This is a genomic window from Prescottella sp. D32, assembly GCF_037287305.1.
Classification (GTDB): domain Bacteria; phylum Actinomycetota; class Actinomycetes; order Mycobacteriales; family Mycobacteriaceae; genus Prescottella; species Prescottella equi.
Genome location: NZ_JARBSW010000006.1, coordinates 19437 through 34242, shown reverse-complemented (window position 1 = coordinate 34242; position 14806 = coordinate 19437). Strand labels below are relative to the sequence as shown.

Sequence of the window (14806 nt, the reverse complement as noted above, 5' to 3'; positions counted from 1 at the left end):
CCCGTATCGGGACGCGCCCTCCGCGCGTGGGTCGATCAGACGCTCGCGACGCCCTTGGCCAGGAACGTCTTGCCGTTCACGGCCTCCGACGTGCCGGTTCGGTCCAGGTACGGCGTGATGCCGCCGTTCCAGAAGCCGAACCCGCCACCGAGGATCAGGCACAGATCGATGTCCTCGGGGGCGGCGACGACGCCTTCCTCGAGCATGATCCGGATCTCCTCGGCGAACGCGCGCCGGGTGCGCTCGAGAACCTCCTCGGACGTCGACGGCTTGTCGCCCTGCTGCCACAGCGCGGCGACCTCCGGGTCGACGACCTGGCCCTTGTCGGTCCAGGTCCACACGCCGGGCTTGCGCGCCTCGACGATCGCCTCGAGTCCGGGCGACGGCTTGAACCGCTCCGGGTAGGCGGCGTTGAGGGTCTCGCCGGTGTGCAGCGCGATGGCCGGCCCGACCAGCGCGAGCAGCGTGAACGGCGTCATGGGCATGCCGAGTTCGGCGATCGCGTTGTCGGCGACATCGAACGGGGTGCCCTCGTCGACGGCGTTCATGACCTCACCGAGCGCCCGGATGAGCAGTCGGTTGAAAACGAAGCCGGGCAGATCGGCCGAGCCCACGGCCGACTTCTTCAGCGCCTTCGCGGTAGCGAACGCCGTTGCCAGAGTGGCGTCGTCGGTCTTCTCGCCCTTGATGACCTCGAGCAGCGGAAGCACAGCGACCGGGTTGAAGAAGTGGAAGCCCACGACCCGTTCGGGGTGCTTCAGGTCCGCGGCCATCTCGGTGATCGAGAGCGACGAGGTGTTGGTCGCCAGCACGGTCTCGGGGGAGATGTGCTCCTCGAGCTCGGCGAAGACCTTCTTCTTGACGTCCATGTTCTCGAAGACGGCCTCGATGACGAAGTCGGTGTTCGCGAACGCGGCCTTGTCCAGCGAACCCGTCACGAGCGCCTTGAGGCGGTTGGCGCCGTCCGGCGACAGACGGCCCTTGGCGAGCAGTTTGTCGATCTCGCCGTGGACGTAGCCGACACCCTTGTCGATGCGCTCCTGATCGATGTCGGTGAGGATCACCGGCACCTTGAGCTGCTTGACGAACAGCATCGCCAGCTGGCTTGCCATCAGGCCGGCTCCGACGATGCCGACACCGGAGATCTTGCGCGCCAACGACTTGTCGGGGGCCCCGGCCGGGCGCTTCGCGCGGCGGTTCACCAGATCGAAGGCGTACAGGCCGGCGCGCAGTTCGTCGGTCATGAGCAGGTCGGCGAGCGCGTCGTCCTCCGCTGCGAACCCGGCGTCGAGCGACTTCGGGTCGGAGAGGTCGGTGGTGCGGGCCAGCTCGAGCAGCTCGACGGTGCGAACCGCGCCCGGCGCGTTGTTCTTGGTCTTGCCTTCGACGATCGCCTTGGCCCGAGCGATGGCCTCGTCCCAGCCTGCGCCGCGGTCGATCTCCGGCCGGGCCGGGGTGACGTCGCCCGCGATCACCTTCGCCGCCCACGCGAGGGACTGCTCGATGAAGTCGGCGGAGCCGAGCACGACGTCGGCGATGCCGAGTTCGAGCGCCTTCTTCGAGTTGATCACCTTGCCGTTGTTGAGCGGGTTCTCGATCGCGATGGTGACGGCGTTCGACGGCCCGATCAGGTTGGGCAGCAACTGGGTTCCGCCCCAGCCGGGAACCAGACCCAGCATGGCCTCGGGCAGGCCGAGTGCGCCGACGTTGTCGGCGTAGGTGCGGTAGTGGCAGTGCAGTCCGACCTCGAGGCCGCCGCCGAGCGCGACCCCGTTGACGAACGCGAACGTCGGCACGTCGGACTCGCGCAGGCGACGGAACACCTTGTGGCCCAAGCGGCCGAGCTCGAGGCCCTGCTCGCGGGAGCTGATGGACGGTACGCCCTTGAGGTCGGCGCCGGCCGCGAAGATGAACGGCTTGCCGGTGACGGCGATCGCGGCGGGCTTCGCCTCGAACGCCTCGTCCAGCGCCTTGTCGAACGAGAGCAGGCCGCGGGGGCCGAACGAGTTGGGCTTGGTGTGGTCGAAGCCGTTGTCGAGGGTGATCAGCGCGACCGGGCCGTCGATGCCCGGGACCGTGATCAGCTTCGTGTACGCCTCGGTCACGACCTCGTCGGCGAAAGCGTTTGCGATGTCGGTCATTTACTTGGCTCCGGCTTCGTAGGCTGCGTAGTCCTTGTGATTGGGGTTCTCCCAGATGACGGTGCCGCCCATGCCGAGCCCGATGCACATGGTCGTCAGGCCGTAGCGGACACCCGGGTTCTGCGCGAACTGCCGCGACAGCTGCGTCATCAGGCGCACACCGGACGATGCGAGCGGGTGGCCGCACGCGATGGCGCCGCCCCACTGGTTGACGCGCGGGTCGTCGTCGGCGATACCGAAGTGCTCGAGGAACGCGAGCACCTGGACGGCGAACGCCTCGTTGATCTCGAAGAGGCCGATGTCCTCGATCTTCAGGCCGGTCCGGGCCAACAGCTTCTCCGTGGCCGGGACGGGGCCGATGCCCATGACGGCCGGGTCGACGCCCTGGAACGCGAAGCCCACCATGCGCATCCCGATCGGCAGGCCCATCTCGGTGGCGGTGTCCTCGCCGGCGAGGATTGCGGCGGTGGCGCCGTCGTTGAGCCCCGCTGCGTTACCGGCGGTGATCCGTCCGGCGGGGCGGAACGGGGTCTTGAGCCTCGCGAGATCCTCGAGCGTGGTGCCCGGGCGCGGGGGCTCGTCCTCGGTGGCCAGGCCCCAGCCCGATGCCGAGCGGGTCGCGACGGGTACCAGCGTGTCGGCGATGTACCCGGCCTTCTTGGCGGCCTCGTACTTGTTCTGCGACGCGACGGCGTAGGCGTCGGTGCGCTCCTTGGTGATCGACGGGAACCGGTCGTGCAGGTTCTCGGCGGTGTTGCCCATGACCAGCGCGCTCGGGTCGACCAGGCGGTCGGCGAGGAAACGCGGGTTCGGGTCTGCGCCCTCGCCCATCGGGTGGCGGCCCATGTGCTCGACGCCGCCGGCGATGACGACGTCGTACTGGCCGAAGCCGATACCCGACGCGGTGGTGGTGACGGCGGTCATCGCGCCGGCACACATGCGATCGATCGCGAAGCCGGGAACCGTCTCGGGCAGGCCCGCGAGGATCGCGGACGTGCGCCCGATGGTCAGGCCCTGGTCGCCGGTCTGCGTGGTCGCGGCGATGGCGACCTCGTCGACCCGAGCGGGGTCGAGCTGAGGGTTGCGGCGCAGCAGTTCGCGGATGGCCTTGACGACCAGGTCGTCGGCGCGGGTCTCGGCGTAGATGCCCTTCGGTCCGGCCTTGCCGAACGGCGTGCGGATGCCGTCGACGAAGACGACGTTTCTGGAGTTGGCGGAAACAACCACGCTGGATTCCTCCTGGCGGGAACGATGCGGTCACGGCGGGTGCAATGACCCGACACGCACCACTGTAGCGCTAATTACCCGCCAGTAACATACGGGGCGGTGGGCGGCCCGTATGTGCTGGTCAGGCCTGTGCGCGGAGGGCCTCGACCAGGATCGGCACCATCAGATCGCGCTGCCACGGGCGGGCGCCGCCCGCCGCGAGCGCGGCGTCGACGGCGGCCGCGGCTTCGGCGTCCGGCGTCGTGGGGGTGGCCGGCGGCTCCCAGCAGACCCGGCGAACGAGGTCCGGGCTCAGCAGGTTCTCGACGGGTACCCCAACGCGTTCGCTCAGTTCGGCGATCCCGGTCTTCGCCGTGGCCAGTCGCGCCGCGGCGTCGGGATCGCGCTTGGCCCAGCGACTCGGTGGCGGCGGTCCGGTGAACGGCTGGTTGACCGGGGGCAGTTCGTTCTGGGGCAGGGCGCGAGCACGCTCGAGCGCGCCCAGCCAGATGCGTGACGACCTGCGCTGGCGGGGCCCGCCGAACACCGGCAAGGCCCGCAGTGTGTCGATGCTCTTGGGGTCGGCGCTCGCGGCGGTGACGATTGCCGAGTCCGGCAGGATGCGGCTGGGGGAGATGTCGCGTTTGCGCGCGATCTCGTCGCGGGTGGTCCACAGTTCCCGGACCGCGGCGAGCTGGCGCGGGCTCTTGAGGCTGTGGATCTGTGACGTCCGGCGCCAGCGGTCCGGCTTGGGTTGAGGCGGTCCGGCCAGCCGGACATGCTCGAATTCCTGTGCGGCCCATTCAGTCTTGCCCTGTGCGGCGAGTTCCGTCGCCATCGCCTCCCGCAGTTCCAGGAGTACCTCGACGTCGAGGGCCGCGTAATTGAGCCACGCATCGGGCAGTGGGCGGGTCGACCAGTCGGCGGCGCCGTGGCCCTTGCGAAGTTCGAGGCCCAGGGTGCGTTCGACGATCGCGGCCAGTCCGACGCGCTCGAAACCGGCCAGGCGTCCGGCCAGTTCGGTGTCGAACAGGGCGGCCGGTTCGAGGCCGAGTTCGGCCAGGCACGGCAGGTCCTGGTCGGCGGAGTGCAGAACCCATTCGAGGCCGTTGATCGCGTCGCGCAGCGGTTCGAGGTCCTCCGCGGTCGGAATCGGGTCGAGCAGGAACGATCCGGCCCCCGCCCGCCGCAGCTGCACGAGGTAGGCGCGCGACGAGTAACGGAAGCCGGAGGCGCGCTCGGCGTCGACGGCCAGCGGGCCCGTGCCGGCCGCGAGACGTTCGGCCGCGTCGCGGACCCCGGCAGCGGTCTCGATCACCGGTGGCACACCGTCGGCCGGAACCAGCAGGGGCACGGGTGTGGTGGGCTCGGTGCTGTCTGGCATAGGCCAGAACTCTACGTGGGCAGGAACGATTTCCACGTCGGCGGACGCGTGTCCGACCGGATTTCGACGCAAAGCTGGACGTGTGACCAAGACCACTACTGCGGGCTGATTGTGCCGGTGGACCCGCCTCCCGGCCGGAGGAAGCTTCGGTCGGAATGCCGGATTGCCCGGCAGCACCCCCGACCATGAGGTAGAACAAGTTTCAGTTTTTCCGAATCGAGAGGTAGTTCGATGGTCAATCTTGCGGCCGCCGTCGCGCCCGTCGGCGAGATGCCGGTGGGATCGATGGTCGAGTTACCGGGTCGTGGCAGCACGTACGTGATCGACACCGGGACCACCGAACGGGACGCGGACTCGCCGACGCTCGTTCTCCTGCACGCGCTCGCGTGCACCGGCACGCTGACGTGGTACCCCGCGATCGCGAAGCTCGCCGAGAAGGCGCGGGTGGTGGTGCTCGACCAGCGGTGGCACGGCCGAGGCATCCGATCCGAGCGGTTCACCCTCGAGGACTGCGCCGACGACGTCGCGGCACTGGCGGACGTGCTCGCGCTGGATCGCGTCGTCCCGGTCGGGTACTCGATGGGTTCGCTTGTCTCGCAGCTGATGTGGAAGCGGCACCGCGATCGCGTCGCCGGTCTCGTGTTGTGCGCGGGCGCCGCGCATTTCAAGCGCAACTCGCGTGAACGGGTCGCACTCGAGTCCCTGAGCTACGGGCTGGGCGCCCTCAAACCACGCCCCGGCCCGGTGCCCGTCGGCGGGCCGAGGTTCGGTGGTGACCGAGTGTGGGCGTACTCCCAGTTCCGGGAGACGAGCTACGGCGCCATCGGCCGGGCGACCGCCGAGATCGGCAAGTTCGACTCCGCGGCCTGGGTGGGTGACATCGACGTCCCGACCGCCGTCGTGGTGCCCACCAAAGACCTGATCATCCCGCCGCGGCGCCAGCGCTGGCTCGCCCGCCAGATCGCCGGCGCCGCGACGTACGAGGTGGACTGCGGTCATTCGTCCTGCGTCATGAACGCGGGTCCGTTCACCGAGGGGCTGCTGGCTGCTTCTTCTTCGGTGCTTGCGCGCGTGCGGCGCTGACCAGTTCGGCCAAGGCCTCGGGGAAGGCGTCCGCGAGGTCCCACAGCCGAGGTGCAAGCTCCTTGCACGAGACGAGACCCACGTCGAGCCGCCCCTCGAGTGACATCACGGTGACGTTCAGGCCGGCGCCGTGGAACACCGGTCCGAGCGGGTACATCTGCTTGATGCGAGCGCCCAGGAAGTAGAGCGGCATCGGCGGACCGGGCACGTTCGACACGACGAGGTTGTGCACGACGGGGTGTCGCTCGGCCAGCTTCAGCTTGGAGTACACGCGCATCGCGCTGCCGAACGTGGCCGGCGCGGCGAACTGCGCCCAGTCCTGCAGCAACGTGGCGCCCAGCGACTCGGCGTGATGGTTCTTGTTGATCTCGTTGTGCTCGGCGATGAAGTGCAGCCGCTCGACCGGGTCGGCGATCTCGGTGCCGAGCTGGGTGAACATCACCGAGATCTGGTTGGTGCCGGGGCGGTCGGACTTGTCGTGCACCGAGACCGGCACCGTCGCGACGAGCGAGGTGTCGGGAAGTTCGTTGCGGTCCTCGAGGTACTTGCGGAGCGCCCCCGCGCACAGCGTCAGCACGACGTCGTTGACCTTCACCCCGAAGGTGTTCTTCACGAGCTTCACGTCGTCGAGGCTCAACTCCTGGTAGGCGAGTGTCCGTCGGCCGGTGATCGCGCCGTTGAACGAGGTGCGGGGCGCGGTGAACGGTGTCGGCATCGCCTCGCCCTTGCGGGCCCGGCCGATCCAGCGGGGCAGCAGGGTGACGCTCTCCGGCAGCAGCTTCACCATCTTGAGGGGGCGGGACGCGAACGACATCAGCCCGCCCACGGCGATGTCGAGCGAGCTCGCGCGGCCGGCGCCCTCGGGGAGCTGATCGAAGTCGGGGCGGGGCGCGTCCGGCTCGAGGCCGCACAGCTGGGACATCAGATTGGAGCCCGTCACGCCGTCGACGTTGGCGTGGTGCATCTTCGACATGACGGCGACGGACCCGTCCTCGAGGCCCTCGATGACGAACATCTCCCACAGCGGCCGGGAACGGTCCATGGGCTGGCTGGCGATCGAACTGCACAGCTCGGACAGCTCGTCGCGGCCTCCGGGTGCGGGCACGGCGATCCGGTGGAAGTGCCGGTCGATGTCGAAGTCCGTGTCGTCGACCCAGACCGGATGGTCCAGGTTGAAGCGGCTGTCCGCGAGCCGACGCTTGAAGCTGGGCATCGCCTTCACGCGAATCGCGAGTTCGTCGCGCAGTTTCGCGAAAGAATAGCCACCCGGCACGGTGGACCCGTCCAGAATGATGAGTCCGCACACGTGCAGCATCTGCGTCGGGGTTTCGAGGTAGAGGAAGCTGGCGTCCATTCCACTGAGTCTCTCCATGCAATCAACGGTAGAACCTGTTCCAGTTTCACGTGTGCGTTGTGACAAAGGTCATGGTTGAATGGGGTTTATGAGCATCAGTAACAGGTTCCTGTTGCGGCAGGTTGCAACCGCCGGACTCGCGGCGAACGCGCTTCGTCCGATTCCGGGCATGCCGCTGTCGGTGCCCACCTTTCTCGCCGGCTGGCTCACCGCAGAGCTTGCTCCGCAGTTGCTCGCGGCTGCCGTCGTCGATTCCGCGATCCACGTGGCGCGTCGCGGGGTGCGCACCAAGGCCGACGTGGTGGGACTCGCGGCGGCCGGACTGTCCACCGCGGGCCTGGCGGCCGTGATCGCGGCCGGGCGGGGCGCCCGTGTGGAGGTCGAGGCTGCGCTCACCTCGGCGCTCGGTTCCGACTATCGCTCCGCCGCGGGCGAATCGGTGCCGCCCGTCGGGGTGCCGTGGCGACAGCTGGCGCTGCCGTTCCGGATGCGGCGTGACGACGTGGTCAGGGTGCGCAACCTGGCGTACGCGCCGGGTGGCCGACGCTTCCGGATCGACGTCTACCACCGTCGGGACATTCCCACGGACGCGCCGGTGTTGCTCCAGGTCCACGGCGGCGGATGGGTGATCGGCAGCAAGGACCATCAAGGCGTCCCGCTCATGTTGGAGATGGCCTCGCGCGGGTGGGTGTGTGCGGCGGTCAACTATCCGCTGTCGCCCAGGGCGGTGTGGCCCGCGCACCTCGTCGCCGTCAAGCAGGCGGTGGCGTGGTTACGGGACAACGTGTCGAGCTATGGGGGCGACCCGGGATTCGTGGCCGTGACGGGCGGCTCCGCCGGCGGGCATCTGGCAGCGATGCTGGCGTTGACCGCCAACGAGCCGGGATTGCAACCGGGATTCGAGGATGCCGACACCTCCATCCAGGCGTGCGCCCCGCACTACGGCGTCTACGACTTCACCGGCGAGACCGGGATCAAAGCGACGCGGCTGCGTGTCGAGTCCGGTCTCATGCCGATGGTGCTGGGCAAGAAGGCGCGGTTCCCGGAGGACTACGAGGCCGCGTCACCGCTCGCTCACCTGCGGCCGGACGCCCCGCCGTTCTTCGTCGTGCACGGTGTGAGCGACTCGTTCATCCCGGTCGCCGAGGCGCGGGAGTTCGTCCGCCGGCTGCGCGAGGTGTCGCGCAATCCCGTCGCGTATGCGGAGCTGCGAGGGGTGCAGCACGCGTTCGACATCTTCCCGTCGATCCGGAGCGCTGCGGTCGTGCAGGGTGTTGCCGACTTCCTCGGGTGGGCGCGGGCGGCGCAGCGCGGGGAGGGCGGGCACGTGCGCGAGGACGCGGGTTAACGACTCCGCTTGCCGAGCTTGGTGACTCCGGCGGGAGGCAGGCCCGCCGCATACGCGAGGACGTCGCAGAACGCTTCGACGTGGGAGGCCAGCTGTGTCGAGGTGGCCGTCCAGGACGCACGCAACTCCAACTGGTGGGCCCGCGGCGGACCGGCGATGTCTCCGTACCGAACCGAACTGGTCGCGGTCACCGTCCCGCCCAAGGCGACGATCTCGTCCGCCTTCTCGTCGAGCGCGTCGACCAGCCAACTCCAGGCCACCTCGGGCAGTAGCGGGTCCGCGGCCAACGCGGGTTCGACGTCGGCCTGGATGTACGCGACCAGGCGCATCGTGCCGTTCCACGCCTCGTCACCGTCGGGGTCGTGGAGCAGGATCAGCCGCCCGAAGGCATCCCCCTCGGAGAACACCGGGTGCTCGCCGATCGCCTCGCCGTCGTCGTGTCGCACCTCGGCGCCGATCGCGTAGCTGTACGGGGCGAGGCGCTGCGGGGGGCGGATCGGGCCGAGCTCGATCTCCGGGCGAACCACGGCCGAATTCATCGCGTCGACGGCGGCGCGGAACTGGGCGGGCTCGTTGGGTAATCCCGGGGTCGTCACACCAGCGGACGTTAGACGGCTCACCTGGTAGCACGGTGGAGGCGCGCCGATTCTGCCCCGGCGCCGGGTCATGGCAGCATGGACCCCGATGAGCGGCTTGGAAGATACGAATGCAGGGATGACCGGGCGCGCCGAGTACCCCGCCAGGCGGGTTCTCGACGACGCACCGTTGTTGGCGGCGGCCACGGGCCGTCCGGTGAAGCATCGACCCGTGTGGTTCATGCGTCAGGCCGGACGCTCGTTGCCCGAGTACCGGGAGATCCGGGCAGGAATCGGGATGCTCGAGTCCTGCTTCGATCCGGAGCTGGTCTGCGAGATCACCATGCAGCCGGTCCGCCGGCACAAGGTCGACGCGGCAATCCTGTTCTCCGACATCGTCGTTCCGCTCAAGGCGGCCGGTATCGACCTCGACATCGTCGCCGGTGTCGGTCCCGTCGTCGCGAATCCCGTGCGGACGGTCGCCGACGTCGCGGCCCTGCCTCGGTTGGTGCCCGACGAGGTGGGCGCGGTTGCGCAGGCCGTCCGGCTGCTCACCGCCGAGCTCGGCGAGACGGCGCTGATCGGCTTCGCCGGCGCGCCGTTCACGCTCGCGTCGTACCTCGTCGAGGGTGGTCCCAGCCGTAACCACGAGCGCACCAAGGCGCTCATGCACGCCGATCCCAAGACGTGGCACGCGCTGCTCGGCCGCATCACCGACGTCACCATCGCGTTCCTGCAGGCCCAGTTGCACGCCGGCGTCGACGCGGTCCAGCTCTTCGATTCCTGGGCGGGCGCCCTCTCGCTGGCCGAGTACCGCGAGTTCGTGCTGCCGCACTCCGAGCGGGTGTTCGCCGAGGTCGAGTCCGCGCACGTGCCGCGCATCCACTTCGGTGTCGGCACGGGCGAGTTGCTGGGCGCGATGGGTGAGGCCGGTGCCGACGTCGTCGGCGTCGACTGGCGCATCCCGCTCGATGTGGCCGCACGCCGCGTCGGACCGGGCAAGGCGCTGCAGGGCAACCTGGACCCCGCGGTGTTGTTCGCCGGCTGGGACGCGGTCGAGAGGGAAGTTCGGCGCATCTGCCGCGAGGCGGACGCCGCGCTCGCCGCCGGCGCGACCGGACACATCTTCAACCTCGGTCACGGGGTGCTGCCGGACACCGATCCGGCAGTCCTGACCGATGTGGTGGAGCTGGTGCATTCGCTGTGACCGGAGGGCGAGTCTCGGTTGCGGTCGTCGGTGGCGGCGTCACCGGTCTCGTCGCTGCCTACCGGTTGCGGCAGCAACTCGGCCCCGACGCCGAGATCACCGTTCTGGAGGCGGGATCACGGCTCGGCGGCAAGCTGCGAACAGAGTCTCTCGGTGACGGCCCCGTCGACGTCGGCGCGGAAGCGTTCATCGCCCGCCGGCCCGAGGTGACCGAGCTGATCGTCGAGCTCGGCATCGAGGACCAGCTGGTCCATCCCGCGGGTCGCCAGCCGCTGATCTGGTCGGAGGGTGCGTTGCATCCGCTGCCCACCCGCACGCTCATGGGCATCCCGTCGACCGCGCAGTCCGTCGCCGGGCTCGTCGATGCCGACACCGTCGCGCGCATCGCGGCCGAGCCGACGATGCCGTTCGATTGGGATCGGTCCGCCGACGTCGATGTCGCGTCGCTCGTCGCGAGCCGGTTCGGTGAGCAGGTGGTGCGTCGGTCCGTGGACCCGCTGCTCGGTGGGGTCTACTCGGGACTGGCCGACTCGATCGGTGTTCGGGCCGCGCTTCCGGCCCTCGCCGCGGCGCTCGACGCCGGGGCGACGAGCCTCACGGCCGCCGTGGCGGCTGCTCTGCCGACACCGTCGCCAGGCCCGGTGTTCGGGACCCTGCGCGACGGCTACGGCACCCTGCTCGACGCGCTGCGCGACGCGGCCCGGCCGCACACCGTCCTCGACGCGTCCGTGACCGGCCTGCGCCGGGACGGCGACGGCTGGTGGCTCGACCCCGTCGGCCACGTGGACGGTGTGGTGCTCGCGCTGCCCGCACCCGACATGGTTCGTCTCGTCGGCGCCTCGGCGCCCGCGCTCGCCGAGGCGGCGCGCGGTATCGAGCTCGCATCGTCCGCGGTCGTCGCGCTGGCGCTGCCGGACGACACCGGGGTCCCCGAGAACTCCGGAATCCTGGTCGCGACGGGGGAGTCGTTGGGCGCCAAGGCCTTCACCCTGTCGAGCCGCAAATGGCCGCACCTGGCCGAGCGGGAGGTCACGCTGGTGCGCGCGTCGTACGGCAGGTTCGGGGACGCCGCCGTCGTCGACAGCAGCGACGAGCAGCTCGTCACGATGGCCCGCGCCGACCTCGAGACGGTGACAGGGGTCTCGACCGAACCGGTGGATGCGGTCGTCGCCCGCTGGCACAGCGGGCTGCCGCAGCTCGCGCCCGGGCACCTGGACCGGGTCGCCGCGATCGAGACCGCCGCGGCCGACATCGACGGAGTCGAGGTCGCGGGCGCCTACCTGTACGGGGTCGGGGTTCCGGCGTGCGTCGCGTCGGCGACGACGGCCGCGACACGGCTCGCGGCACGAGTGGCAGGATGAGGCCATGGCACGCCTCGATTTCGACAAGCTCAATTCCACCCTTCGCTACGCGATGTTCTCGGTCTTCCAGGTTCAGCCGGGTGTCCTCGGTGAGGACCGCGCCGCCGCGGTGAAGAACGCGCAGGACTTCTTCGCGTCCTACGAGGACACCGAGACCGTCGTGCGCGGCATCTACGACGTCGCGGGCGTCCGCGCCGACGCCGACTACATGATCTGGACGCACGCGGAGCGTCTCGAGGACCTGCAGAAGCTGTACGCCGACTTCCGCCGCACCACCGACCTGGGGCAGTCCAGCGATCCGGTGTGGTCCAACGTCGCGCTGCACCGTCCCGCCGAGTTCAACAAGAGCCACGTCCCGGCGTTCATCGCGGGCGAGGAGCCGGGCGACTACATCTGCGTGTACCCGTTCGTTCGTTCCTACGAGTGGTACCTGCTGCCCGACGCCGACCGCCGCAAGATGCTCGCCGATCACGGCATGGCCGGCCGCACCTACCCCGACGTCCGCGCAAACACGATCCCGGCCTTCGCGCTCGGCGACTACGAGTGGATCCTCGCGTTCGAGGCCCCGAAGCTGGACCGCATCGTCGACCTCATGCGCGACCTGCGCGCCACCGAGGCCCGCATGCACGTGCGCGAGGAGACCCCGTTCTTCACGGGTCCGCGCGTCAGCGTCGAGCAGCTGGTCAACTCGCTGCCCTGATCCGGCGAGAGAACACCCCGCACCGGACAGGTGCGGGGTGTTGTCGCATTCGGGGCGGTGTGGTGGCGCACGACGAAGTACGGCGTCTTCCTCGTGCCCTGGTTGCCGCTGACATACTGAGGCCCGTGAGTTCGGCGGCGCGGTACCAGCACATGGCGCACTGGGGCATGTTCGATGTCGAGTCCGTGGACGGCGACGTGAGCGCCGTGCACCCGTATGCGGGCGACGCCGATCCGTCCCCGATCCTGGGTAACCTGCCGGGGTCGGTGCGGCACCGCGCCCGCATCACCGGGCCGGCGGTTCGGCGGGGCTGGCTCGAGTCGGGTCCCGGCCCGTCCGAGGTTCGCGGCGCCGACGAGTTCGTGGCCGTGTCGTGGGACGAGCTGACGGAACTGCTGGCGCGCGAATTGCGTCGCATCGTCGACCGGCACGGCAACCGGGCGATCTTCGGCGGTTCCTACGGCTGGGCCAGCGCCGGCCGTTTCCACCACGCGCAGAGCCAGGTGCACCGGTTCCTCAACATGCTCGGTGGCTACACCCGCTCGGTACACACCTATTCCCTCGGTGCGACCGGCGTCATCATGCCGCGCGTGGTGGGCACGCACTGGAAGCTGTTCGCCCGCTCCACCAATTGGGACGTCATCGCCGCCAACACCGATCTGATGGTGTGCTTCGGTGGCGTGCCGCTCAAGAACACGGCCGTCAATGGCGGTGGCACCAGCGAACATCCGACCCGCGGTGCCCTCGACCGGTTGCGGGATCGCGGCGCCGAGGTGGTGTCGATCAGCCCGCTGCGGGACGACCTGCACGGCCGGTGCGACTGGATCGCACCGGTGCCCGGAACCGATGTCCCGATCATGCTGGGCCTCGCCCATGTGCTCGCGTCGGAAGGCTTGCACGACAAGGATTTCCTCGCGCGGTACTGCGTCGGCTACGGCCGGTTCGAGAGCTACCTGCTCGGTGTCGACGACGGCGTCCCGAAGACGCCGGAGTGGGCGTCGGCGCTGTCCGGGGTGCCCGCCGAGCAGATCAGGACGCTGGCACGCCGGATGGCCGCGGGCCGGACGATGTTGACGGTCACGTGGTCGCTGCAGCGGGTGCGGTACGGCGAGCAGGCGCCGTGGATGGGAGTGACACTCGCCGCGATGCTCGGCCAGATCGGGCTTCCTGGAGGCGGATTCGGACACGGCTACGGGTCGATGAACGAGCCCGGACTCGCCCCGGTGCCGTATCCGCTGCCGACGCTCTTCCAGGGCAGCAATCCGGTGCAGGACTTCATTCCGGTGGCTGCGATCGCGGATCTGCTCCTGCACCCGGGCGAGGAGTTCGACTTCGACGGCCGACGCCTCACCTTCCCGGACACCCGCCTCGTGTACTGGGCCGGCGGCAATCCGTTCCACCATCACCAGGACCTCGCCCGGTTGCGCCGTGCGCTGGCGCGACCGGACACGATCGTCGTACACGAGCCGTACTGGACGCCGATGGCCCGGCACGCCGACATCGTGGTCCCGTCGACCACGTCGCTCGAACGCAACGATCTCGCCTGCACCCGCAACGATCCGCTGCTGGTCGCGATGCACGCGGCGGCGCCCCGGTACGCCGATGCCCGCGACGACTACGACACGTTCGCGGCGCTCGCGCATCGACTGGGCTTCGGTGAGCGGTTCACCGAGGGCCGCACCGCGCAGCAGTGGATCGAGCATCTGTACGAGCAGTGGCGTGGCTTCGTGCTCACGGACCCGGCGCACGTGGAGGCGCCTGCGTTCGACGAGTTCTGGCGTCGTGGGTTCGTGCGGATGCGCACCGAGGACGGGCTTTCGCTGTTCTCCGATTTCCGCGACGACCCGGAGCGCAACCCGCTCACCACCCCGAGCGGGCGGATCGAGATCTTCTCCGCCGACATCGACGGTTTCGGCTACGACGACTGCGCCGGCCACCCGCGCTGGTTCGAGCCCGACGAGTGGTTGGGCGGGCCACGCGCGCAGCGGTTCCCGTTGCACCTCATCGCGAACCAGCCGCGGACCCGCCTGCACGGGCAACTCGACCACGGCGGCACCAGCCAGGCGTCGAAGATCCGGGGCCGCGAGCCGATACGGCTGCACCCGGCGGACGCCGCGGACCGTGGGCTCGCGGCGGGGGAGGTGGTCCGCGTGTTCAACGACCGCGGAGCCTGTCTCGCCGGTGTCGTGCTCGACGACGGCGTCCGGCGCGGAGTGGTGCAGTTGTCCACCGGCGCCTGGTACGACCCGCTGGATCCGTCCGATCCGAACTCGATGTGCGTGCACGGCAACCCCAACGTCCTCACCGCCGACGTGGGCAGCTCGCGCCTGGCCCACGGGTGTACCGGGCAGCACGTGCTCGTCGAGGTGGAGCGTTTCGACGGCGCGCTTCCGCCGATCAAGGCATTCGAACCACCACTCTGACTTGTTCTATTTGAACTAGAACAA

The 14806-nt window shown here is 69.6% G+C and carries 11 protein-coding genes; 6 read left to right on the top strand and 5 right to left on the bottom strand.

Features of this window, described 5'->3' with window-relative positions:
* Positions 1-35 precede the first annotated feature (35 nt).
* From PSS76_RS21295 to PSS76_RS21285, 3 genes are all read right to left on the bottom strand, one after another.
* Positions 36-2141, bottom strand: coding sequence for a 3-hydroxyacyl-CoA dehydrogenase NAD-binding domain-containing protein (locus tag PSS76_RS21295; RefSeq protein ID WP_064059789.1), 2106 nt, complete (start codon positions 2139-2141; stop codon positions 36-38).
* Positions 2142-3368 carry a thiolase family protein gene (locus tag PSS76_RS21290; RefSeq protein ID WP_005513587.1) on the bottom strand — a complete coding sequence of 409 codons (1227 nt, stop codon included), beginning with the start codon at positions 3366-3368 and terminating at the stop codon, positions 2142-2144.
* Positions 3369-3489: 121 nt separating this feature from the next.
* Positions 3490-4731, bottom strand: coding sequence for an HRDC domain-containing protein (locus tag PSS76_RS21285; protein WP_022595585.1), 1242 nt, complete (start codon positions 4729-4731; stop codon positions 3490-3492).
* A 231-nt stretch (positions 4732-4962) separates the two neighbouring features.
* Between PSS76_RS21285 and PSS76_RS21280 the strand changes: the two genes are divergently transcribed.
* Positions 4963-5814 (top strand): alpha/beta fold hydrolase, encoded by an 852-nt coding sequence (locus PSS76_RS21280; RefSeq protein ID WP_041674169.1) that lies wholly within the window; start codon positions 4963-4965, stop codon positions 5812-5814.
* Here the strand turns inward: PSS76_RS21280 and PSS76_RS21275 are convergent.
* Positions 5759-7186, bottom strand: coding sequence for a WS/DGAT/MGAT family O-acyltransferase (locus PSS76_RS21275; RefSeq protein ID WP_037084328.1), 1428 nt, complete (start codon positions 7184-7186; stop codon positions 5759-5761). The two genes, PSS76_RS21280 and PSS76_RS21275, sit on opposite strands and share 56 nt — an antisense overlap.
* Before the next feature lie 70 nt (positions 7187-7256).
* On the opposite strand from PSS76_RS21275, the gene PSS76_RS21270 reads away from it, so the two are divergent.
* The gene (locus PSS76_RS21270; RefSeq protein ID WP_337456607.1) at positions 7257-8516 is read left to right on the top strand and encodes an alpha/beta hydrolase; all 1260 of its coding nucleotides are present in this window, start codon (positions 7257-7259) and stop codon (positions 8514-8516) included.
* Here the strand turns inward: PSS76_RS21270 and PSS76_RS21265 are convergent.
* Positions 8513-9112: a DUF3000 domain-containing protein gene (locus tag PSS76_RS21265; protein WP_005513582.1), complete on the bottom strand. Its 600-nt coding sequence runs from the start codon at positions 9110-9112 to the stop codon at positions 8513-8515. The two genes, PSS76_RS21270 and PSS76_RS21265, sit on opposite strands and share 4 nt — an antisense overlap.
* A 118-nt stretch (positions 9113-9230) precedes the next feature.
* Between PSS76_RS21265 and hemE the strand changes: the two genes are divergently transcribed.
* The 4 genes from hemE to PSS76_RS21245 all read left to right on the top strand — a co-directional run bounded on the left by hemE (position 9231) and on the right by PSS76_RS21245 (position 14782).
* Entirely contained in the window at positions 9231-10298 is a 1068-nt protein-coding gene (hemE, locus tag PSS76_RS21260; protein WP_013415835.1) for a uroporphyrinogen decarboxylase, read from the top strand.
* Positions 10295-11659, top strand: a complete 1365-nt coding sequence (locus PSS76_RS21255) for a protoporphyrinogen oxidase (RefSeq protein WP_013415836.1) — start codon at positions 10295-10297, stop codon at positions 11657-11659. The genes hemE and PSS76_RS21255 overlap by 4 nt, the downstream gene beginning before the upstream one ends.
* A 4-nt stretch (positions 11660-11663) precedes the next feature.
* Positions 11664-12359, top strand: coding sequence for a hydrogen peroxide-dependent heme synthase (gene hemQ / locus PSS76_RS21250; RefSeq protein WP_005513577.1), 696 nt, complete (start codon positions 11664-11666; stop codon positions 12357-12359).
* 152 nt (positions 12360-12511) lie between these two features.
* Positions 12512-14782 (top strand): molybdopterin guanine dinucleotide-containing S/N-oxide reductase, encoded by a 2271-nt coding sequence (locus PSS76_RS21245; protein ID WP_041674170.1) that lies wholly within the window; start codon positions 12512-12514, stop codon positions 14780-14782.
* The last annotated feature ends 24 nt before the right edge of the window (positions 14783-14806 follow it).

What these genes read in the sequence shown, in the direction of transcription:
- PSS76_RS21295 (WP_064059789.1), bottom strand. Translation starts at nt 2,141, where the DNA reads ATGACCGACATCGCAAACGCTTTCGCCGACGAGGTCGTGACCGAGGCG.
- PSS76_RS21285 (WP_022595585.1), bottom strand. Translation starts at nt 4,731, where the DNA reads ATGCCAGACAGCACCGAGCCCACCACACCCGTGCCCCTGCTGGTTCCG.
- PSS76_RS21280 (WP_041674169.1), top strand. Translation starts at nt 4,963, where the DNA reads ATGGTCAATCTTGCGGCCGCCGTCGCGCCCGTCGGCGAGATGCCGGTG.
- PSS76_RS21275 (WP_037084328.1), bottom strand. Translation starts at nt 7,186, where the DNA reads ATGGAGAGACTCAGTGGAATGGACGCCAGCTTCCTCTACCTCGAAACC.
- PSS76_RS21270 (WP_337456607.1), top strand. Translation starts at nt 7,257, where the DNA reads ATGAGCATCAGTAACAGGTTCCTGTTGCGGCAGGTTGCAACCGCCGGA.
- hemE (WP_013415835.1), top strand. Translation starts at nt 9,231, where the DNA reads ATGACCGGGCGCGCCGAGTACCCCGCCAGGCGGGTTCTCGACGACGCA.
- hemQ (WP_005513577.1), top strand. Translation starts at nt 11,664, where the DNA reads ATGGCACGCCTCGATTTCGACAAGCTCAATTCCACCCTTCGCTACGCG.
- PSS76_RS21245 (WP_041674170.1), top strand. Translation starts at nt 12,512, where the DNA reads ATGGCGCACTGGGGCATGTTCGATGTCGAGTCCGTGGACGGCGACGTG.